Consider the following 20,347-nt stretch of genomic DNA (forward strand, 5'->3'; position numbering starts at 1 on the left):
AGAATGTAATATGAGTGTGTTTAAGGATTTAATTGGAAAAAACATTGAAATTGAGCTTTCCGGGAAGAATTTTTACACTGGTACTTTAATCGATTCCGGGTTAGATATAATTGTTTTATATGTGGGGAGGAGTCAAAGGTTTTATTATATTCCAACCGTTCATATTCAGAGGGTGAAAGAGGAAAAAGAGGACCAAAATTCGTTTGTGTATGAGCTCCCTGAAGAAAAGCCGCTTAAACCGGATTCACTTACAATTTCATTTCGTGGAATATTAAATAATTCTAGAGGGAGGTTTGTCGAGGTATATGTAACAGGTAATAAATCTATTCATGGCTATTTGACTAGTATCATGAACGATTACTTTGTCTTTTACTCTCCTATATATAAAACAGTATTTATTTCGATGGGTCATGTTAAATGGCTAGTTCCCTATCCGGAACATAGTGCACCCTATTCCATCAACAACCAGACACTCCCTGCCTCCCCGGCCTCGATACCATTAGCAAGAAGTTTTGAAGATCAGTGTAAAAAGTTAGAAAATCAGCTTGTGGTAATAGATGGAGGCGATAGCAGCGAGAAAATAGGACTGCTTCAGAAGGTATCAAATTACCAATTAACAGTCATTACGGCAGAAAGGGATATGGTATATCGAAATTTAGAACATATCAAAACAATCCATTTCGCGTGAATAGATTTTTTGAAAAGAGGGGTATCAAGTGGAGAGGAACATAAAAAATAATCCAAGCTTGTATGGCTGACAAGGATGGATTACTCTTTCACAACAGCGATTGCTTTGAACCGTGGCAGCAGGTGGTCCACGGTTTTTTTTTGTTTACTTATTGTAGTAATAAAGTATGATTTGATTAGTAACTTGGTTCTGGTTTAAAGAGAAAATTATTGCTTAGGAGATTAGAGTTTTACATAATCGCAGTTATATTTTAAATTACACAGATATAATGGAATTAGAATAGTTGTGGATGGCAGAAAATAGTTGTGGATGGCAGAAAATAGTTGCGGATGGCGGAAAATAGTTGCGGATGACGGAAAATAGTTGCGGATGACGGAAAATAGTTGCGGATGGCAGAAAATAGTTGCGGATAGCGGGAAATAGTTGCAGATGTCGGAGAATAGTTGCGGATGTCGAAGAATAGTTGCGGATGAATGAACATAGATAAAATTTACTTTTCGCAGAAATTAAGGAAACGTCCGAAAAAAGGGGGATAAGCGTGCACCATAAACTTTGGATTGCAGTAAATAGTTGTTTCATTGTTTTTTCAATGATCTATATCTGGTTTTTCCGGCCGCATGACAGCAGTTTAGTGGTAACGGCCCAATTTTTAGCACAAATTGCTATGCTGCTGTTTTTGATTAATATCAATATGTATTTCATTTTTCTCGTTATTCGTAAAACATCCGTAAGGCAGGTAAAGATACGGCTTGCGAAGTTTTCAAGGTCCATGATGAAATGGCATATTTCAATAGCAGTCACAGCGACAACAATCATTATTGGTCATGCTGCGATTAACCTATATGAAATTGCGCCGGCTGTTGGGTATGATAATCTGAAATTAGTCAGCGGTTATTTAGCGATTGCCATACTATTCGTTACATTAGCAGCAGGCTATTTACGCCATAAAAAATCTTCAGGATTTCGGCGGAAATTCCATCTGACAACAGCAATGGTATTTTTCATTGTTTTTCTTATACATATGTTCATACCAATTTAATCGGGGTGGGGAAAATGCAGCCAACTGACAGTCATAAACGAATTGATATTTTGGATTACTTACGGGGCTTTGCGCTCTTGGGGATCATTCTAGTCAATATCCTGCCGCTCATGGCGGTTAAACTTCCGGAGCCTGGATCCTGGAATGCGGGCTATCAACGGTTTCTATTTTTATTTGTCGAGGGCAGATTTTATACGCTTTTTTCATCCCTGTTCGGTGTTGGGTTTTACTTGTTTATTTCTAGAGCCAATGCGAAGGGGAAAAATGGTTATGTTTTGTTTTTGCGCAGAATGGCAGTGTTATTTATCCTGGGATGGTTTCATGTAAAGTTTCATCCAGGTGAAGCCTTAAGTGTTTATGCGGTTACTGGGCTTCTGTTACTCCCATTTTACAAGATAAAGAAAGAGTTGAATCTTGGAATTGGCCTAATCCTCCTCGTTGGTTTAAGTATCATGGCATTTAAACTGTTTATGGTGGTACCGTTAATACTGCTGGGGATTGCTGCCGGTCAATATCGGATATTTGAAGAACTTGGAGGGAAGTTGAAAAAAGTAGCCATGTTTACTGGTGTTATGTTTTTAGTGAGTTTGGCTGGCATGATTAATCAAATTCAACATGCTCCATCCACCCCCATTGGTTTTTTTGAGGGGGGAATAGATGAAACTACCTACATGTTTTTAAGTATTGGAATTACGATTGGGCCAGCTGTTTCGGCTTTATATGCAGGTATTCTTATTTTGCTTTTACATATCCCGATTGTTCAAAGGCTGTTAGCACCTCTCAAAAGCTATGGACGGATGGCATTGACGAACTATATCTTTCAGACAGTTTTTATCTATCTAGCAGGTTATGTTTTTAACTTGTTTGACGCACTAACCTATCTCGAGTCTCTTGTTGTCTGTTTAATCGTTTATGCGGTTCAGCTTGTCTTCAGTGTTGTATGGCTTCGATTCTACCAATTTGGACCGCTGGAATGGATATGGAGAGGGCTCACATACTTGGACATGCCCCCAATGAGAAAACGAAAAAAAGAAGGGCTAATCTCATAACAATTAGGCCCTTCTTTTTGCTATTCTTCTGTTTGTTCCTTACGAATATAATCCGAGTATTCCATAAGTTTTAACGTATTATCGATACTTTTTTGCAGGTCTTTGGTATTCTTTGTTTTCTTCATTGTTTTTCGGTCATAGATGGAGGCAGGCAGCTTGGCGCTAGGTGCCATGTAAAACGTTTTATCACTAATAAATGATCCCCCTGGGAGGTAATACCGCATACCAAGCAGGTTCTTTTTGTATTGAAACAAGTTATGCCCGATCATTTGGGTATCATGCTCAATGCCCAGCAAGTTTAAAAGGGTAGGCATAAGGTCAATTTGGCCGCCGAGGTGGGAGTACGTTTCCCCCTTAAACAGCTCCGGAACAGCAAAGATAACAGGTACAATAAAACGATCCTGCATAGTATATTCATGGCCTAATACTTCTTTTAAAAGGAGTTTATCATTTTCTGTAACCGGTGCTCCATGCAGCCCTGAATGGTCCCCATAAATGAGAATAATTGATTCATCATAGATTCCAAGTTTCTTTAGGTGGTCAATAAAAATCCCGATTTGTTCATCTGTATATCGAACAGATTGAAAATAGTTTCCGACATAGGTCTCTTTAAAGTGTTCAGGTAAGTCCAGAAACGCATATTCCTCGGGCATTTCAAACGGTGTATGACTTGTGAGTGTAATAATATTGGAATACATTCTATCGTGTGTTTTCAACTGTTTAGGTAGTTGTTCTTCGACAAAGGTAAATAGCACTTCATCTGCGGGTCCAAAACCAATTACTTTCTCATTCGGAATTTCGCTGCTCGTGTAAATATAGTCAAATCCTAGTGCTGGATATAATTTATCACGGCTCCAATACGTAATATCATCAGCGTGATACGTCGCAGTCCCGTAGCCATTCTTTTGTAATGTCCTTACAAGAGAAGGGATCTCCGTTTCTTCAATTGTGTTAACGGTTGGATCCATGCCTTCAGGATAAAGGGAAGTGTGCATTAACCATTCTGCATCTGATGTATTCCCTGCACCGATTTGCTGGTAAACATTATTGAAATAGGCACTGTCTTTTAAAAGTGCATTTAAATTTGGCGTAATTTCTTGACCATTGATTTTTTGATTGATGGTAAATTCCTGTAAGGATTCCACCTGGATAATAAATACATGGCGATTGCTTGCGATACCAAAGCTTTCGTGTTGTGCAGCAGGGACAAACGTATTGCCTTTAAGTTTTTCAATCTCTTTTTCTGACAAGCGCTCCTGGCTGGCCAAGGCCGTTCCCAGGCTGTTTTCATATGCTTGAACGAACTGTGATTGAATATAGCCATGCTTTTTGGCAAAGTACGACACATCAATTAAGGGATAGCGAAAAGCAATAACCGTCATAATTAGCCCGATACAGCCAAAGCCAATTCCCCATCTTTTTACAGAAGCAAACGATGCACTATTCTTCTTGAGCAACCAAATCAGCGGGAGAACGATGACGACATCAAAGAAAAATAAATAGTCATATGGTGTACCGAGTAGTGCCACGGTACCGCCAACGGAATTGGATTGATAAATTTGTTTGACATCATAATAGGAAGGCACCGTTGAAAAATACCTGGTGTAGTAGACGACAACGATAAAAAGCACCGATAGGATAAGGTTGTAAAACCAAATAGCCAGCCAGGTCCTTTTTTTACAAAAGACAATTAAAAAAGTTAGTAAGAGTGCCCACATTGGAAATTCAACAAATAACACATGGAAAAACGATTTATTCTCAAAAACGACAACCTGAAAAGCATAAATCTTAATAAATAAAACTGCAAAAATTAATACGAGGGGGTGGAGGAAATAGTCTTTTATAGAAATCCCCCAATGTTTTTTCATAAGACAACACCTCTAAAAAGCTCTTCTCTCATAAACTTATCAAATCTTCTACAGTACTATCAACTAAAATGGTAAATAGATTGTAAATTTTTCTATAAATGCCCAATGGTATTGGTGAAATAAATTTTCCAGTATGATATGATTATGCAGAATTTTGGCAAAAATAACTATATTAAAGTTTTGGGGAGGAATACAATGCAGCATAACAATGATGGTTCGTCAGCCATTTCAACAGGAAATATCTTTGCAAATCGAATTGTATTGGCCATTATGAGTTCGAACTTTTTGCTTCAGTTAGGGATTTGGATTAGAAATTTTGCTATTTTATTATATGTTACTGATATTACAAATAATGACCCGCTGTACGTTTCGTTGATTTCGGTTGTTGAATTTACACCGATCTTTATTTTTTCGTTTATTGGAGGTACATTTGCAGACCGATGGAAGCCAAAACTTACAATGGTTTGGTGTGACATGTTATCTGCGGTATCGATTGGATTGGTGCTGTTAGCACTTTTATTTGGTTCCTGGCAGGCGATCTTCTTAGCAACCCTTGTTTCAGCCATTCTATCACAGTTTTCTATGCCTTCTGCCATGAAACTATTGAAGCAGCATGTTCCAGGTGAACAATTGCAATCCGTTATGGCAATGTTTCAATCGTTGATGGCCATCTTCATGGTGATTGGCCCCGTTATCGGAACACTTGTCTATCAAAGGTATGGAATTTATGTATCGATTGGTGTGATGGGAACAATGTTTTTACTTTCAGGCCTCGTACTCATGTTTCTTCCGCGTGATGTAGAAAAGGAAAAAGCAGGTGTTGAAAATAACTTTAAGAAAGAACTAGCAGATGGATTCCGTTATGTGATGTCAAATAAGATTTTGAAATCCATGGGCAGTATTTTTGCTGTATGCGGATTAGCTGTTGGGCTGCTTTCACCATTAATGATTTTTGTGACAATGGAAAACCTAGGCCTGCCTAAGGAATATATGCAATGGCTGTTAATGGCGAATGGGATTGGGATGCTGGCCGGCGGCGGAATCGTGATGGCTTTTGCTAAAAAAATCTCTCCGCAAAAGCTCCTAGCCCTTGGGATCTTTGCAAGTATGGTGTTTACGGTGGGGATCGGCTGGTCAACAAGCTTTGTGATAACGATTATTTTGCAGGTCTTGAATGGAATGTTCTTCCCATGTATCCATATTGGAATTAACACGATTATACTAAAATATACAGAAGAGGCATTTATCGGTCGTGTGAATGGAGTACTTAATCCGCTGTTCATGGGAATGATGGTGATTGGAATGTCAATTTCAGGTGTTGTCAAAATACCGCTGACGATATCCGGTGTTTATACCGTATCTGGTGTGTTGTTTCTAATTGGAACTTTATTGGTGGTTCCACTCTTCAAAGAAAAAGATAAAGGCCCGCATGTCCAGATAACTGAGAACCAACCCCAGAATTAAGATGAAAAAGGTGCAGTAAGCTTAGCTTACCGCACCTTTATTATGCTCTAGGTCTCCGCTCGTTAATTGCTGTTCAGCGAATTCCCGATATAAATCATGGGATTGTATTAATTCGTGATGGGTTCCAATTCCGGTGACTTGACCTTTTTCAATAAAAATAATTTTGTCCGCATCCACAATGGTGGATAAGCGATGGGCAATCACAAAGGTTGTTCGGCCTTCCATTAATCGTGATAATGCCTGCTGGACGATTCCTTCAGATTGGCTGTCTAAGCTAGCTGTCGCTTCATCCATCATTAATATTTTGGGATTACGTAAAAAGGCACGTGCAATCGCGATTCGCTGCCTTTGTCCGCCGGAAAGTTTTACCCCGCGTTCGCCAACTTCTGTGTCCAATCCATTTGAAAAAGATCGAATAAATTCATCAGCATACGCCATTTCCGCTACTTCCCAAAGCCGATCATCTTCAATGGCGTTACCGATCGGTAAACCGTAACATAAATTTTCACGAATGGTTCCTGCCATCATGGCACTTTCCTGTGAAACATATCCAATTTGACTGCGCCATGTTTTTATTGACAGTTCTGTGATAGGGGTATCACCAACCAGTATTTGTCCTGAAGTTGGCTCGTAATAGCGTTCAAGCAAGCCAAACATGGTTGTTTTTCCGCCGCCGCTGGGACCGGCAAAGGCGATCATTTCCCCAGGCAGTGCTTCAAATGTAACATTTTCAAGGACAGGTTCATCTTCACTGTAGGCAAACGAAACATTTTGTACTTGGATGGGCTTATTGGTAATGTCGATTTCCACCCCTTCCTGTCCTTCTTCTAATGGAAGCTCCAATATATCAATGATTCTCTCGGTTGCCCCTTTTGCTTTTTGTAACTGGGTAAAAAACATCGCAAAACTAGTAATGGGAAAAATAATTTGGAAAAGGTAAAGTAAGAATGCAACTAGCGAGCCGGTTGACATCGTTCCATTGGCAACCCTCATTCCGCCGTACCCGATAATCATCACAATCACGATCATGACAACCAGGTACATGGTGGGAGCAATTAAAGCTGTAATCCGTGCTTCTTTAAGACCAAACCTGAGTAATCTTACAATTCCCGATAATCCTTTTGTTTCTTCATGCTGCTCCGCTGTGGAGGCCTTCATTAAACGGATCTCACTGAGTGTCTGTTGGATGTTCCCCGTAAAAGCTGCCGTTTCATCTTGTAAACCACGTGAGATTTTGGCCATTTTTCTGCCAAGGGGCATCATAATCATAAAGGTAAGAGGGACAGATATTAGCATTAATAATGTCATTTTCCAATCCATGATAAGGAGAATAATAATCGCTCCAATGATCGAAATGATCCCTGTAATGAATTGCGGAAAATGGTTAGAGATTAAATCCCTTACGACACTCGTATCATTAATAATCCTGCTGACTGTTTCTCCGCTGGATTGTTTATCAAAATAATGGACGGGTAATCGAATCATTTTTACCCACATTCGTTCACGCAGCCGGGCGACAATTTTTTGTCCGACAAAACTAAGCAGATAAATGGATACCCCGTTGATGACCGCTTGAAAAATAAACGCTGCACCAATTCCTATCATGAGCGGAATGCTTAAGGTTGAAAGTGAGAAGCCATCCACTAAGTTTTTCGTCAATACGGGAACAAGAAGACCTGCGAGTGTGGTTATCAGGCTCGCAGTTAATCCGATTCCTAATGCAAGCTTAGGGATTTTTGTTGATAATATCAGGGAGATGAATGGCTTAAGACCGTCTTTATTCGTGTTCATTTGCATACTCCAATCCTTATAAAAAGAATTTATCAATAAGCATGATACGTTCAAATGGTAGCATATGCAATGTTTTTTCTGTGGTGGGTTTAAAGCTCGTTCACTAAAAGGAAAAACATCTCTCGAATTTTTCGGGAGATGTTTTCTGTTTAATGAGTTGACAGCTTTTCCAATTCTGAAAAAACTGCTTCATAATCGTCTTTTTTATCCGCCTTAAAGGAGTTGTTGATGTAGGTGATCCTTCCATCTTTATTGATAACAAAGACAGAACGAATCGCGACTTCACCTTTTTCGTTAAACACCTTGTAATCTTTTATCGTTTGTCTCTTCCAATCGGATACTAAGGGATAGGGTAATGTCCCCATGCTGGCGGCAAAAACTCTATGTGAATGAACATGGTCCGCACTAATTCCCAGGACTTCAGCATTTAGCTGTTCAAATCTTTTATAATCCTCTTTCCAAGAGGAAATTTCTTTAATTCAGCCAGGTGTGAAATCCATCCCATAAAAGGCAACAACCACGTTCATCTTTCCTCGATAATCAGAAAGTGACAGCGGGTCCTTTGTTGTTGCAGGCAGTGAGAAATCAGGTGCAGTATCCCCAACATTCAAACTTGCTTCCAAAATAACTCCTCCTTTCTTTAAGGCTGCGTTAAAATCAGCCTTGGGATGTTAACAACAATCTTTACGAAATCAGCCTTATTAAACCAATTCACTTACCTAGGTTTCCCGGTTCATGAAAAATTAGACAAAAAAAAGAGGGTGCCAGGCACCACATTTTATTTAATCGCTATAGCCTGACTCCCGAATTGGGTCCAGCTGGCTACAAAGTTTTCGAAATTGGCTGATCTGTTTTGGTCACGGTAGAAGGGGTCATTAAAATAGATGTTATTTTCGTCATACCCTGTTACGAGAACGGAATGGGTTTTGAAGGTGATTTTAATTTCCCCATCACTTGTATTCCAGGTTTCCCAATGTTCTTCAGGTAAAAAAGTGTACCTGCTGCCAACAATCACCCAAACCGGTTTCCCCTCGTTGAGTTTCTTTTGTACAGCAGAAAATTGTTCTCCGGTCATATTATCGATTTGGTTTGGCAGGTATTGATTTGCGAGGTCTTCTATTACTTCATGGTAGACGGCTAAACCAGGTTCATTATATGTATACATATTTCCCACAAATCCATGATGGGGATTCCCATAAAATCCTTCGCTTAAATATGAAACCTTAGGAACTTCGTCAGCGAGGGTAAGCTTATCAACAAGCACACCAGCAAAGTTTAATAGCATCGCCAAACTCGTTACTTCACAGCCTCTAGGCAGTTCAGGGAATTGTTGTATTGCTGGAACATTAAGGAGGACACTTTCCTTGAGGGGAGGCTGCTTATGGTAAACGACTACAGTTCGATTAATATGAATATTTGATTTAAATTCAGCATTGGTTTTAATAGGGGATATAGAAGCTTGATAGATTGGGAAAGTTAAAAGGAGACTGACGATTAATACTCTAGGCCGGTTCTTAATCATAAAATCTACTCCTTTTTCTGCATTTTGTAATCTCTTAGATTTAGAGTCCACGCTTTACGTAGATTACCTGCAACTATATCCCTATTTACTAATTCTTCATCTAGATAGATTTACCTTTATTAATGAAGGATTTATTGGAATATTTCATAAAGCGGCTATTTGAGGTTTACGAGGTTATCAACCTGTTTATGTCACAAATTAGTCAGAAATTAATGAAAATAGTTCTCACTAACCTGTTGACTTGAAAATTATCACTGTTTATAATCAAATGTAAGGGGCGTTGATAATGATTTTCAATGCCGTTTATTTTTGAGATTAAGTGAAAACAATTCTCAATGGATACTTTTTTGATAATTAGTGATAATGATTCTCAATGATATTTTTTTGTAAATAGGTGAAAATGATTCTCATCTAGAATTATAATGGTTATCAGTTATAACTATTCTTATTTTGTCTATTGATGATAATAATTCTCATTTAAGTGAGAATCATAGAAAAAAGAATGTTGGAGACTACTATGAAGAAACGATACTTACTACTAGCATTAATAGTCTTATCTGCTGCCTCCTTATTTGTGGGAGTAAGCAGTATAACACCAATGGACCTGTTAGATGTTCAATCAGAAGAAACCCAGATTTTCCTGATAAGCAGGCTGCCTAGGCTTGTGGCAATTTTACTTGCAGGAGCTGGAATGAGTATTGCAGGATTAATTATGCAGCAGCTCAGCAGGAACAAATTTGTTTCACCGACCACGGCTGGAACGCTGGATGCAACCCGACTTGGAATTCTTGTTTCCATGCTGTTGTTTGCAAATGCTACCATGCTTGAAAAAATGGCAGTAGCCTTTGCTTTTGCACTTGCCGGGACGTTTGTGTTTATGAAAATACTAGACAAAATTAAGTTTAAAGACGCTATTTTTATACCGCTGGTTGGTATGATGTTCGGAAATATCTTGTCCTCTGTGACTACTTTTTTCGCCTATCGAGCTGACGTCATTCAAAACATGTCTGCTTGGCTGCAAGGTGATTTTTCCATGATTATGAAGGGGAGATACGAACTTCTTTACATAAGTATCCCCATCCTTATCATTGCCTACTTTTATGCCAATCGTTTTACTGTAGCAGGCATGGGTGAGGATTTTTCGAAAAACCTTGGGCTTGCCTATCGGCGTGTTGTCAATATTGGCTTAATCCTAGTAGCACTCGTAACCACCACAGTTGTTTTAACCGTTGGGATCATTCCTTTTCTAGGTTTGATTATTCCAAACATCATCTCGATTTTTAAAGGTGATCATTTGCAAAAAACCTTACCGCATACAGCACTTCTTGGGGCTATCTTCCTTCTGATTTGTGATATATTGGGCAGAATTCTAATTTATCCCTATGAGATTTCGATCAGTCTCATGGTTGGTGTAATCGGAAGCGGAATTTTCTTATACCTATTGTTCCGGAGGAAGGCATATGCGTAATTCACTAAAATTGGTTGTTCTCGCGTTGATCGCTGCGGGAGTTTGTGCTATCTATTTATTTCATGAATTAAATGGAAGTTTTGGGTATGCTCTTCCGAAACGAACCATTAAAGTGTTAGCAATGGTGTTAACGGGTGTCACGATTGCCTATGCAACCGTTGTTTTCCAGACGATTACTCATAATAAAATCTTAACCCCAAGCATAATGGGTCTAGATTCACTTTATCTGCTCTTGCAGACATTGATCATATTCTTTTTAGGTTCTGGTCACATGATTATGGTCAATAAACAGGTGAACTTTTTAATTTCTGTTGTGGTAATGATTATTTTTGCACTTCTTTTATATAAGTTTTTATTTAAAAAGGGCAATCAGCCAATCTACTTTTTACTGCTAGTCGGAATCATTGTTGGAACATTTTTTTCAAGTATCTCAACTTTCTTTCAAGTATTAATTGACCCGAATGAGTTTCAGATTGTTCAAGACCGTATGTTTGCAAGCTTCAACAATATCAATTCTGACTTGGTCTGGCTGGCAATTATCATAGTCTTGCTTGTGATGATTTATGCTTGGCGTTTTTTAAAGTATTTGGATGTGTTATCACTAGGGCGGGACACAGCTATTAATTTAGGTGTTCCATATGATTCGATTGTTAAAAAAATGCTTGTGATTGTGGCGGTTTTCATTTCAATCTCAACTGCTTTAGTAGGACCGATTACTTTTTTTGGGTTAATTGTTGCCAATCTATCTTATCAATTTTTCAAAACATACAAACACACTGTCCTAATAATGGGTGCGATTTTCATGAGTGTGATCGCCCTTGTTGGCGGACAATGGGTGGTTGAACGTGTCTTTACATTTTCAACCACGTTAAGTGTGATTATTAACTTTATTGGTGGAGTCTACTTCATCTACTTACTGTTAAAGGAGAGAAAAGCTGCATGATTAGTGTCCAGTCATTGTCAAAGTTTTATGGGAAAAAGACAGTTGTAGAAGATGTGACTGTTGATATCCAGCCTCGGAAAATCACGAGCTTCATCGGACCGAATGGAGCAGGTAAATCAACCTTATTATCCATGGTCAGCCGGCTTCTTGATTCGGATACAGGTGAAGTGCTAATAGATAAATCCGATGTAAAAAAGATGAAGTCGAATGAGTTTGCTAAGAAGGTATCAATTTTAAAACAGTCTAACTATATGAATGTTCGTCTAACAATTCGTGAACTTGTTTCTTTTGGACGTTTTCCCTATTCGAAGGGAAGGTTAACGGAGGAAGATGTACGGATTGTAGATCAATCACTAGAATACATGCACCTGACTGAAATGCAGAATAGCTTTTTAGATGAGTTATCCGGAGGTCAAAGGCAGCGGGCATTTATCGCTATGGTTATCGCACAAGATACGGAGTACATCTTACTTGATGAACCGTTAAACAACTTAGATATGAAGCATTCCGTGCAAATCATGAAAATATTGCGCCGCCTTGTGGATGAGCTTGGAAAAACGGTTGTCATCGTGCTCCATGATATTAACTTTGCGTCCGTTTATTCAGATCGAATTGTTGCGATGAAGGACGGTAAGGTCGTAAAGGACGGACCAACTGAGGAGATTATCCAATCTGCTGCATTAAAAGAAATTTACGATATGGATATTCCGATTCAGCAAATGGGCGGCTGCCGTATCTGTGTATATTTTAGTTCATAATTAAAGGCTTTTTTAACAATCATTGCGAAAACAGCAAAAAGGAGAGATCACGATATGAAAAAGTGGAGTTTTTTAGTTGTTATGATTTCTATGATTTTTGTATTGGCCGCTTGTGGCGGTGCGAAGGAAGAAAGTAAGTCAGATACAAGTGATGGGAAAACAGCAGCAGCGGAGAAATTGACGATTGAACATAAGTATGGAGAAGTTGAAATTAATAAAAATCCAGAAAAAGTAGTAGTATTTGATTTTGGAATTTTAGATACATTAGATGAATTAGGTGTAGAAGTAACGGGAGTTCCACAGACGACTATTCCTTCTTATTTAGAAAAATACGCTGGTGATAAATATACAAACGTTGGAAGCTTGAAAGAGCCAGATTTTGAAGCCATTCATGCTATGCAGCCGGATGTTATCTTTATTTCTACACGACAAGCTGAATTATACGAACAGTTTGCAGAGATTGCTCCAACTGTATATGTGGAATTAGATTATACAAAATACATGGAGTCGTTTGAGAAAAATATGAACCTTGTTGGTGAAATTTTTGATAAAAAAGACGAAGTCGCAAGCGCTGTTGAAGAGATCAACACAAGCGTAGAGGAGTTAAACAAAAAAGCTTCACAACTTGATAAAAAAGCGTTAATCGTCTTAGCAAATGAAGGAAAAGTGAGCGCGTATGGTCCAAGTTCTCGTTTTGGAGTCATCCATGATGTGTTTGGATTCGGAGCAGCGGATGAGAAAATTGAAGTATCCACGCATGGTCAAAGCATTACCTTCGAATATATTATGGAGACAAACCCAGACGTATTGTTTGTTATTGACCGTAACTCAGCTGTAGGCGGAGAAGCTGGTGCAGAAAAGGTAATCGAAAATGAACTTGTGAAAAAGACAACAGCCTTTAAAGAAAACAAAGTTATCTACCTTGATCCGGACGCTTGGTACTTAAGCGGAGGCGGATTACAATCTGTTAAAATGATGGCGGAAGAAATCGAAGCAGCATTATAAGTTGCTGAAGTAGAGGTACGGTGCCTGTCACCATTATTGAAATGAGGGATGTTAATGTTTTATCAAATTAGAAGAATCATTGTTAAAGAAGGTTTTGGTGAGCAGGTAGTTGAGAGCTTTTCTAACCGAGGCGGCTTGTTAGCACAGCAGCCTGGATACTTGGGGAGACAGATTCTGGTAAAAAAGGTTCGTCGCGGTGAAGAAGAAGTTATGGTGATGGTTCAATGGGAATCTGAAGAATCCTGGAAAAACTGGGAGAAGAGTCCTGAGCATATCGCTGGGCATAAAGCAAAGCGCGGGGCAGAAAAACCCGAGTATATTGTTGAATCAAGCATGGATCTATACTATGTTAAAGGGTAATAGACCGTGATAGTGATTGAAAGAGGTTGACACCGAGGGGGGAGAGGTTTTTCCCTTTGTGTCAGCCTCTTTTTGGTTATTTTTTTTCAATCTCCACGTTGTGTTCTTCAGCCAGAGCGTCTAGTTGATTATTATAGTCCTCGATTTCAAGGCGCCCCTCTTCTAAAAGTTGATTGGCTTCATCAATGATTCCGGAATCTTGTTTTTCAATTGCCTCAATGATTTTTTCAAAGGCACTATATTGTTTCTGTGCACCTGACAGGTAAATCGCATGTATCTCCTTCAGTTCATCACTTTCAATGCTTACAGTCTCTAATTCGTTCAACAAATCGGTATACGTGGGAATTACCTCATTCACCAGCGCATCATACATGGTTTGATCATCTGTATAGTTTGCACCAGCCACACCCTCATACGCAGAAACCGCCTTCTCCTCCAGTGTCTGTGCGGTCTTCAACTCCTCATTTATATAATTTAAAATGTCATCCTGAACAGGCCCGCCACAACCAGCCAAAACAAGCAAACACCCAAACACCGCCACGGCCAACACTCGCTTCACCATCACACCACCTCCACCCAACATTATATGAACCACCGGAAGTCCACTATGTATTAAGAATAGAATGGTGATAAAAAGTGGTGATAAAAATTGGTGATAAAAAATGGTGACAGGCACCGCTCGTGGACACTTTCCACCCCAGGTGGACACTCGGCATACACTTTTATAGAAATTGTCTCAAAAACAATCAAATGCCTAACAATTTTTATGCCAGTCCATCATTAGATAAAGAAACAAGATTAATTACGAATAGGGGATTGAAATGGCGAAGAGGAATAGGGGCAAAACGATTAATTATCTGCCATCAAAAGGCCGCGGGACTTGTCCGTTGTGCGGGAGGACAAGAATTAAGCTGTTATATCCGCAAAAGAATGAGTCTAATCAAACCATTAAAGTATGCAAAAACTGCCGGCTAAAAAAATACTAGACGTTGTTCCTAAGGAGTTTCCTTAGGAGCTTCATTTTTTAATAGGGAAATATATATTTAGAGTTTCAAAACTAGTTTATAGTTAGTTGTTTTAGGTTTGTTATGCTAAGGGGGAGAAGAGATTTTAAAGGCTATCACAAGAATTCTTTTCCCTGCTGTGTCGGGCTTTTGCAGGTATTCCAGTTGGGTGCAGTGAAATACATATTATGACAACAATTGGAGGGGATGGGGTTCATGGCTTATACTGAAAAAGAGGTTGTTGCGGAAACAAACCAATTTCATGTTAGTAATGTGCAACTCTATGAATATTTGGATGAGGCACGTACAGATTGGTATAAATATATTCGTATTGCAGGAGTTGAACCTGTATTAGTACATATCAGGGTGGATTTTAAGAAGGAAATCTTTTCAAAGGATAGGCTGCAAATTCGAACATCGCTTGAACGGGTAGGGAGTACTAGTTTTACTCTGAAGCAACTAGTGATGAATCAAAAGGATGAACTAACTGCTTCTGCTGAGGTAGTGCTGGCAACCATTGACCGTGAAAAAAGGACAAAGGTTACGGTTCCAAATGAGATTCGCAATCTTCAGGATAATCCATTCGGTTTGGATTTATCTCTGATTAAATAAGTAATGAAAAATCCCAAGGAGTGGTATCCTTAGGGATTTTTTTCTGTTAGAAAGTATTTTATTTTGACTTTTTTAAAGATTTAGAAATGATAGAACAGGATTCCAAAAAATAACTATTTGTGGGGAAAATATGAAAAAAGTATTTTTGATTATTGGGATACTAGTGGGGTTAATCGTTTTATCACCATTTTTACTATTAGGAGTATATGCTTTAGACTTTGTCTACTATGGAGCAAATGAACCAAAAGCTGAAAAAGCTGCATTAGAATATCTGAAGGAAAAATATGGCGGGCAGTTTGAAATCGATAATGTCGAATATACAAAAATATTAGGCGATGATGAGGGTGATTTTACCCTTCAGATTCATCCTTTGGCTAATGCAGAAATGACTATCACGGTGAATGTTTCTGAGAATTATCAAGTAACAGAAGACAATTATAAAGAGGGAAATTGGGGAGAACAGTTTAAAAAAGAAATGCTGCCTCTGGTTGCAGCTATTTTTCAAGACGTAGGAAAAATCTATGCTTATGGTTCTTTTCCTGAAGAGATTGGGGAGAAGTATCGATTTGAAGACAGCTATCAAACTATTTATAATGAAAATCCTCTTCAGAGCTTCGAACGTATCCATGTAGTAAATTTTGCAGAGCCTTTTGAAAAAGAGAAAGAGTTACAGAAAATTTACGAGCTGTGGGAACTGGTCAAAGATAGGCAATTTAAAAACAATAATATTGAAATCAATTATTATCCAAAAGAGCTTTATAGCAAATTAGCTGCCTCCCCCTCAGATATAAATCAATTTGAAAATGAGTATCGTGACAAAATGTTCTACTTCTGCAGATTCTCACATGAAGAAGAACATGAAAAAACAGTCACATCACCTGAAGATATAGAAGGTTTTTGTAGAGAGCTTAAGTGATAAGATTTGGTGTAAAAAATGACGAAAAAAATTTGGTGACAGGCACTACTCGTGGACACTTTCCACCTCAGGCGGACAGTTGTATCAAAAAAGGGATTGGGCATATCATGCTCAATCCCTTTTTTTCTATTATGTCGGTGGTTGTGTTTTTGTGGATAATTTGTACTCCCTATATCCATAATAATTATATTTGATTCAGGATAATATAGGGGGGATTTTATGTTCATGAAACGTCATGGTAAATGGATTTTTTTAGTTGTTATCAGCTTATTAATCACAGGAACCTACTATCCGGAGATAGGTAAAGCAAATGAGAATAGTAGTGGAATTAGAAATATTATTTTTCTAATTGGTGATGGGATGGGTGTATCATTTACTTCAGGATATCGCTATTTAAAAGATGACCCGGCTACTATCGAGCTTGAATCAACAGAGTTTGGACCGTATCTCGTGGGCCAGCAGACAACCTTTCCGAATGACCCAAGTTATAATATAACAGATTCAGCAGCTGCAGCAACCGCAATGGCAACTGGTGTAAAAACCTACAATGGGGCAATCGGCATAGGGAGCGATCACGCAAAATTGAAATCTGTCCTAGAAACAGCAAAGGAAAAAGGAAAAGGAACAGGGATCGTTGTCACTGCCCCCATCACCCATGGGACCCCTGCCGCTTTTGGTGCTCATGTATTCAACCGGAATAGCATGGATGCCATTGCGGACGAGTATTATCAGGATTTAATAAATGGCAAACATAAAATTGACGTAATGCTTGGAGGAGGCTCCGATTTTTTTATCCGTAAAGATAGGAACCTTGTGAGAGAGTTTGTCAAAGACGGATTCAGCTATGTTACGAACCTTGAAGAAATGGAAAAAGATCATAATCCTCAGGTACTAGGGCTCTTTGCACCGAAAGGGCTGCCAAAGATGATTGATCGTTCTAAAAGCATACCATCTCTGGCTGATATGACCACTTCTGCAATAGAACGATTAAATCAGAACAAAAATGGTTTTTTTCTTATGATTGAAGGAAGTCAAATTGACTGGGCCGCACATGACAATGATATTGTGGGTGCTATGAGTGAAATTGAAGATTTCGAGAAAGCATTCAAAGCCGCCATTGAATTTGCAAAAAAGGACGCACACACATTGGTGATTGCAACGGCTGACCATTCAACAGGGGGGTTATCGATAGGAGCACAGGATCAATATAATTGGTTAAGTTCTGTGATAAAAGCGGTTAAGCGCACACCTAATTACATGGCCGCGGAAATAGCCGAAGGAGCATCTGTCAAAGAAACCTTAACGAAGTATATCGACCTGCCTTTAACAAAGAATGAAATAAAATCAGTAGAAAGAGCAGCAAGAACCATGAATGTCAGTACCATAGACAGCGCCATTAAAGAAATAATAAACTTGCGTTCCTTAACAGGATGGACAACCAAAGGACACACAGGCGAAGACGTAAACGTCTATGCGTACGGACCGGGAAGCGAACGCTTCGCGGGTCAAATTGATAACACTGACCATGCGAAAATCATCTTTGATATCTTGAAATAATGCGTTGCCTGTCACCGACGGTGACAGGCAACGCTCGTGGACAGTGTCCACCTCAGGCGGACACCTGGAACAACTTTACTAATTTCTTCACAATGTGGAGCTCCTTTTTAATAAGCCCAATTTTATAATGGTGATAAGATAAAAAACATGAGGAGCTTTCTTACTATGAATAGGTTAGTGAAGGGCACGGTTTTAACAACCTTAATTTGTATCGGTTTATCAGCGTGCGGAGGGCAGGAAGAGGTTAAGGCACCAATAAAGCAGCCTGTAAAGGAGCAAGCCGCAGCGCAAGCGAGTGATCTTGATCCAAAGAAGCTTCTAACTAGTCTCCGCAATCATACAACACTTGTTCCAATTGGGGAGGTACCGGTTCCTGAGGACAATCCGATGAAGTCGGAGGTACTTGAACTGGGGCAGATGCTATTTTTCGACCCACGGCTTTCTGGGAACAACGAGGTTAGTTGTCAAACGTGTCATGACCCTGGAATGGGCTATGGAGATAATCAGGCTACCTTTAATATGTATACTGGCGGATATGGGGCAAGAAACAGCCCTACGGTTATAAACGCAGGCTATTACAGTACAAATTTTTGGGATGGCCGTGCTGCTTCGTTAGAGGAGCAAGCACTTGGACCAATTGAAAATCCTAATGAGATGAACCAACAGCTAGATGAACTCATCCAAGAACTATCTGCGATCCAAGGCTATCAAGAAAAGTTCCAAGCGGCATTTAACGATGGAATCACTGAACAAAATATCGCAAAAGCGCTTGCTGCCTTTCAAAGGCAAATCGTTGTAAAGGACACACCCTACGATAGGTTTCTTGAAGGTGAAACAGAGGCGCTGACAAGCCAAGAAATCAGCGGCTTGAGATTATTTACAGGAAAAGCATTTTGTGTGACCTGCCATAATGGGCCGAACCTTTCAGATAACAATTTTTACAATATTGGTATCAATACCCAGGATAAAGGCAGACAAGCTGTGACGGGACAAGAAACTGACCTGGGGAGAATTCGTACACCTGGCCTTTATGGAATTACTCACACGGCACCATACATGCGGGATGGCAGTCTAGCCACGTTAGAAGAAGTAATAGACTACTATAACCGCGGGGGAGATAACCACCCGAATAAGAGCTTTTTTATGCAAAAATTCATGAGTCCCCTAGGCTTAACAGAACAAGAGAAGGCTGATTTATTAGCGTTTTTAAAAACCTTAGGTGGGGAGCCGCCGGTATTTAAAAAACCAGAGCTTCCATAACAAAAAATCCTGAACCACCCGGCGTTTTGAGTAAAACGCAAAGTGGCTCAGGATTTTTACTTTGTTGACGCTGCCAAGTTCTTAATTACCCTTTTGTAATGTTTAATAGACACTAGTTTCCCAGAATAAGAAACCTGTTTTTCGTTACCTAATGAAATAAACACAATAGCAAGCTTAGGGAAAAATTTCTTTGAGCGAAAACGAAGATCTTTCCAATAAATGAAATAGCCGCTTTTCCTTTTTTGAACAAACGGGAAGGCATAATGAGTACTTCTAAGAAAGTTATCTACCTGCTGATCTTTACAGCTATATAAAACTAACTCCGGGTATTCTATTTTTTTGGAAAACGTATGCTCAATCCATAATTGGCTTTGCGAATAAGTTCCAAATAAAAAGTCCAAGTCCGTTTCAATCAGAATGCTCCACTGGAAAGGTGAAGTTTTAGGAATCAATTTTATTTGCAGGGCATTTTGAAAATGCAGTGTTAGTTTCCTTTTTAAGAGCAGGGCTGCTGTCAAACGGATCAAAAGGTAAAAGACGATTACTAGGTAAATAACAGAAAACACACTGCCTGGAGCATAGAAAGGCAGCAGGCTGAATCCAAGAATATGAAACATTATTATATAGGGGTCGACCAAGGGAAGGAAGTCTAAGGAAAACCATTTTGACGAAAATGGGCGAAATGCTTGTGTCCCATTTACGTTAAATAAATCAAAAAGGACGTGGATAGATACAGCAAGTAATGTCCAGAAAAATAAGTGGGAAAAGGAGGTGCCAGTGAACGGAATGAGTAAACAGGTTGAAATGAGTAATGACCAAATTAAGATGGCCGGCAGAGAATGTGACAACCCGCGATGATTTCGGTAATAACAGCTTTTCCCTTTGAGACGATACATGAAATCGAAATCAGGAGCATTAGAACCAACTACGGTTCCAATCAGGACAGCCGTTGATAAGGTGCTGTCGGTTGAAATCATCGGGTCCATTTGAGCAAGGGCACCTAGGCCGAAGCCGATCATAATATGAGAAACTGTATCCATATC

20 protein-coding genes are annotated in these 20,347 nt (G+C 39.2%); 14 read left to right on the forward strand and 6 right to left on the reverse strand.

Translation table 11 applies throughout. The annotated features are described in order from the left end of the window. Positions 1–10: 10 nt before the first annotated feature. From V7108_RS03435 to V7108_RS03445, 3 genes are all read left to right on the forward strand, one after another. Complete coding sequence (locus V7108_RS03435; protein ID WP_335567360.1) at positions 11–688, forward strand: DUF2642 domain-containing protein; 678 nt, start codon at positions 11–13, stop codon at positions 686–688. 538 nt (positions 689–1,226) lie between these two features. Continuing rightward, on the forward strand, positions 1,227–1,727 hold the full coding sequence (locus tag V7108_RS03440; protein ID WP_335514517.1) for a hypothetical protein: 501 nt from the start codon (positions 1,227–1,229) through the stop codon (positions 1,725–1,727). 14 nt (positions 1,728–1,741) lie between these two features. Beyond that, on the forward strand, positions 1,742–2,776 hold the full coding sequence (locus tag V7108_RS03445) for a DUF418 domain-containing protein (RefSeq protein WP_335567361.1): 1,035 nt from the start codon (positions 1,742–1,744) through the stop codon (positions 2,774–2,776). Positions 2,777–2,796: 20 nt separating this feature from the next. Here the strand turns inward: V7108_RS03445 and V7108_RS03450 are convergent, their stop codons facing one another. Beyond that, complete coding sequence (locus V7108_RS03450; protein WP_335567362.1) at positions 2,797–4,644, reverse strand: LTA synthase family protein; 1,848 nt, start codon at positions 4,642–4,644, stop codon at positions 2,797–2,799. A 195-nt stretch (positions 4,645–4,839) separates the two neighbouring features. Between V7108_RS03450 and V7108_RS03455 the strand changes: the two genes are divergently transcribed. Next, complete coding sequence (locus tag V7108_RS03455; RefSeq protein ID WP_335514526.1) at positions 4,840–6,108, forward strand: MFS transporter; 1,269 nt, start codon at positions 4,840–4,842, stop codon at positions 6,106–6,108. A gap of 21 nt (positions 6,109–6,129) precedes the next feature. On the opposite strand, the gene V7108_RS03460 is transcribed toward V7108_RS03455, so the two are convergent. The 3 genes from V7108_RS03460 to V7108_RS03470 all read right to left on the reverse strand — a co-directional run bounded on the left by V7108_RS03460 (position 6,130) and on the right by V7108_RS03470 (position 9,421). Further along, positions 6,130–7,905 carry an ABC transporter ATP-binding protein gene (locus tag V7108_RS03460; RefSeq protein ID WP_420489070.1) on the reverse strand — a complete coding sequence of 592 codons (1,776 nt, stop codon included), beginning with the start codon at positions 7,903–7,905 and terminating at the stop codon, positions 6,130–6,132. Between the two features lie 143 nt (positions 7,906–8,048). Then, positions 8,049–8,522 (reverse strand): peroxiredoxin, encoded by a 474-nt coding sequence (locus V7108_RS03465; protein ID WP_335514531.1) that lies wholly within the window; start codon positions 8,520–8,522, stop codon positions 8,049–8,051. A 155-nt stretch (positions 8,523–8,677) separates the two neighbouring features. Next, positions 8,678–9,421, reverse strand: coding sequence for a C39 family peptidase (locus tag V7108_RS03470; RefSeq protein ID WP_335567363.1), 744 nt, complete (start codon positions 9,419–9,421; stop codon positions 8,678–8,680). A 517-nt stretch (positions 9,422–9,938) separates the two neighbouring features. Here V7108_RS03470 and V7108_RS03475 point away from each other — a divergent pair. The 5 genes from V7108_RS03475 to V7108_RS03495 are packed head-to-tail and all read left to right on the forward strand — an operon-like array spanning position 9,939 to position 13,955. Beyond that, positions 9,939–10,889: an ABC transporter permease gene (locus V7108_RS03475; protein WP_335514535.1), complete on the forward strand. Its 951-nt coding sequence runs from the start codon at positions 9,939–9,941 to the stop codon at positions 10,887–10,889. Then, a complete protein-coding gene (locus tag V7108_RS03480) occupies positions 10,882–11,832 on the forward strand; it encodes an iron chelate uptake ABC transporter family permease subunit (protein WP_335514538.1) in 951 nt (316 codons plus the stop codon). The genes V7108_RS03475 and V7108_RS03480 overlap by 8 nt, the downstream gene beginning before the upstream one ends. Then, positions 11,829–12,590, forward strand: coding sequence for an iron ABC transporter ATP-binding protein (locus tag V7108_RS03485; protein WP_335514539.1), 762 nt, complete (start codon positions 11,829–11,831; stop codon positions 12,588–12,590). Before V7108_RS03480 ends, V7108_RS03485 begins: the two co-directional genes overlap by 4 nt. Positions 12,591–12,644: 54 nt before the next feature. Then, positions 12,645–13,595: a siderophore ABC transporter substrate-binding protein gene (locus tag V7108_RS03490; protein ID WP_335567364.1), complete on the forward strand. Its 951-nt coding sequence runs from the start codon at positions 12,645–12,647 to the stop codon at positions 13,593–13,595. A gap of 54 nt (positions 13,596–13,649) precedes the next feature. Further along, positions 13,650–13,955, forward strand: a complete 306-nt coding sequence (locus tag V7108_RS03495; protein ID WP_335514545.1) for an antibiotic biosynthesis monooxygenase family protein — start codon at positions 13,650–13,652, stop codon at positions 13,953–13,955. A gap of 76 nt (positions 13,956–14,031) precedes the next feature. Here V7108_RS03495 and V7108_RS03500 read toward each other — a convergent pair whose 3' ends face one another. Then, a complete protein-coding gene (locus V7108_RS03500; RefSeq protein WP_335514548.1) occupies positions 14,032–14,517 on the reverse strand; it encodes a hypothetical protein in 486 nt (161 codons plus the stop codon). A 188-nt stretch (positions 14,518–14,705) separates the two neighbouring features. Here V7108_RS03500 and V7108_RS03505 point away from each other — a divergent pair, with 188 nt between their 5' ends. From V7108_RS03505 to V7108_RS03525, 5 genes are all read left to right on the forward strand, one after another. After that, positions 14,706–14,930: a hypothetical protein gene (locus V7108_RS03505; protein WP_335567365.1), complete on the forward strand. Its 225-nt coding sequence runs from the start codon at positions 14,706–14,708 to the stop codon at positions 14,928–14,930. A 245-nt stretch (positions 14,931–15,175) separates the two neighbouring features. Then, positions 15,176–15,571, forward strand: a complete 396-nt coding sequence (locus V7108_RS03510) for an acyl-CoA thioesterase (protein WP_335567366.1) — start codon at positions 15,176–15,178, stop codon at positions 15,569–15,571. A 130-nt stretch (positions 15,572–15,701) separates the two neighbouring features. After that, positions 15,702–16,487, forward strand: a complete 786-nt coding sequence (locus tag V7108_RS03515; RefSeq protein ID WP_335567367.1) for a hypothetical protein — start codon at positions 15,702–15,704, stop codon at positions 16,485–16,487. Positions 16,488–16,706: 219 nt separating this feature from the next. Beyond that, positions 16,707–18,044: an alkaline phosphatase gene (locus tag V7108_RS03520; RefSeq protein WP_420489156.1), complete on the forward strand. Its 1,338-nt coding sequence runs from the start codon at positions 16,707–16,709 to the stop codon at positions 18,042–18,044. Positions 18,045–18,209: 165 nt separating this feature from the next. Next, on the forward strand, positions 18,210–19,304 hold the full coding sequence (locus V7108_RS03525) for a cytochrome-c peroxidase (RefSeq protein ID WP_335567368.1): 1,095 nt from the start codon (positions 18,210–18,212) through the stop codon (positions 19,302–19,304). 56 nt (positions 19,305–19,360) lie between these two features. Here the strand turns inward: V7108_RS03525 and V7108_RS03530 are convergent, their stop codons facing one another. Then, a complete protein-coding gene (locus V7108_RS03530) occupies positions 19,361–20,344 on the reverse strand; it encodes a metal-dependent hydrolase (RefSeq protein ID WP_335567369.1) in 984 nt (327 codons plus the stop codon). Positions 20,345–20,347: the final 3 nt, after the last annotated feature.

It is taken from the genome of Neobacillus vireti (assembly GCF_036962345.1).
Taxonomy (GTDB): domain Bacteria; phylum Bacillota; class Bacilli; order Bacillales; family Cytobacillaceae; genus Neobacillus; species Neobacillus vireti_A.

Excerpts from the sequence above, each read along its gene's own strand:
- V7108_RS03435 (WP_335567360.1), top strand. The coding sequence starts at position 11 with ATGAGTGTGTTTAAGGATTTAATTGGAAAAAACATTGAAATTGAGCTT.
- V7108_RS03445 (WP_335567361.1), top strand. The coding sequence starts at position 1,742 with ATGCAGCCAACTGACAGTCATAAACGAATTGATATTTTGGATTACTTA.
- V7108_RS03450 (WP_335567362.1), bottom strand. The coding sequence starts at position 4,644 with ATGAAAAAACATTGGGGGATTTCTATAAAAGACTATTTCCTCCACCCC.
- V7108_RS03455 (WP_335514526.1), top strand. The coding sequence starts at position 4,840 with ATGCAGCATAACAATGATGGTTCGTCAGCCATTTCAACAGGAAATATC.
- V7108_RS03460 (WP_420489070.1), bottom strand. The coding sequence starts at position 7,905 with ATGCAAATGAACACGAATAAAGACGGTCTTAAGCCATTCATCTCCCTG.
- V7108_RS03470 (WP_335567363.1), bottom strand. The coding sequence starts at position 9,421 with ATGATTAAGAACCGGCCTAGAGTATTAATCGTCAGTCTCCTTTTAACT.
- V7108_RS03475 (WP_335514535.1), top strand. The coding sequence starts at position 9,939 with ATGAAGAAACGATACTTACTACTAGCATTAATAGTCTTATCTGCTGCC.
- V7108_RS03480 (WP_335514538.1), top strand. The coding sequence starts at position 10,882 with ATGCGTAATTCACTAAAATTGGTTGTTCTCGCGTTGATCGCTGCGGGA.
- V7108_RS03485 (WP_335514539.1), top strand. The coding sequence starts at position 11,829 with ATGATTAGTGTCCAGTCATTGTCAAAGTTTTATGGGAAAAAGACAGTT.
- V7108_RS03490 (WP_335567364.1), top strand. The coding sequence starts at position 12,645 with ATGAAAAAGTGGAGTTTTTTAGTTGTTATGATTTCTATGATTTTTGTA.
- V7108_RS03495 (WP_335514545.1), top strand. The coding sequence starts at position 13,650 with ATGTTTTATCAAATTAGAAGAATCATTGTTAAAGAAGGTTTTGGTGAG.
- V7108_RS03500 (WP_335514548.1), bottom strand. The coding sequence starts at position 14,517 with ATGGTGAAGCGAGTGTTGGCCGTGGCGGTGTTTGGGTGTTTGCTTGTT.
- V7108_RS03505 (WP_335567365.1), top strand. The coding sequence starts at position 14,706 with ATGCCTAACAATTTTTATGCCAGTCCATCATTAGATAAAGAAACAAGA.
- V7108_RS03510 (WP_335567366.1), top strand. The coding sequence starts at position 15,176 with ATGGCTTATACTGAAAAAGAGGTTGTTGCGGAAACAAACCAATTTCAT.
- V7108_RS03515 (WP_335567367.1), top strand. The coding sequence starts at position 15,702 with ATGAAAAAAGTATTTTTGATTATTGGGATACTAGTGGGGTTAATCGTT.
- V7108_RS03520 (WP_420489156.1), top strand. The coding sequence starts at position 16,707 with ATGTTCATGAAACGTCATGGTAAATGGATTTTTTTAGTTGTTATCAGC.
- V7108_RS03525 (WP_335567368.1), top strand. The coding sequence starts at position 18,210 with ATGAATAGGTTAGTGAAGGGCACGGTTTTAACAACCTTAATTTGTATC.
- V7108_RS03530 (WP_335567369.1), bottom strand. The coding sequence starts at position 20,344 with ATGGATACAGTTTCTCATATTATGATCGGCTTCGGCCTAGGTGCCCTT.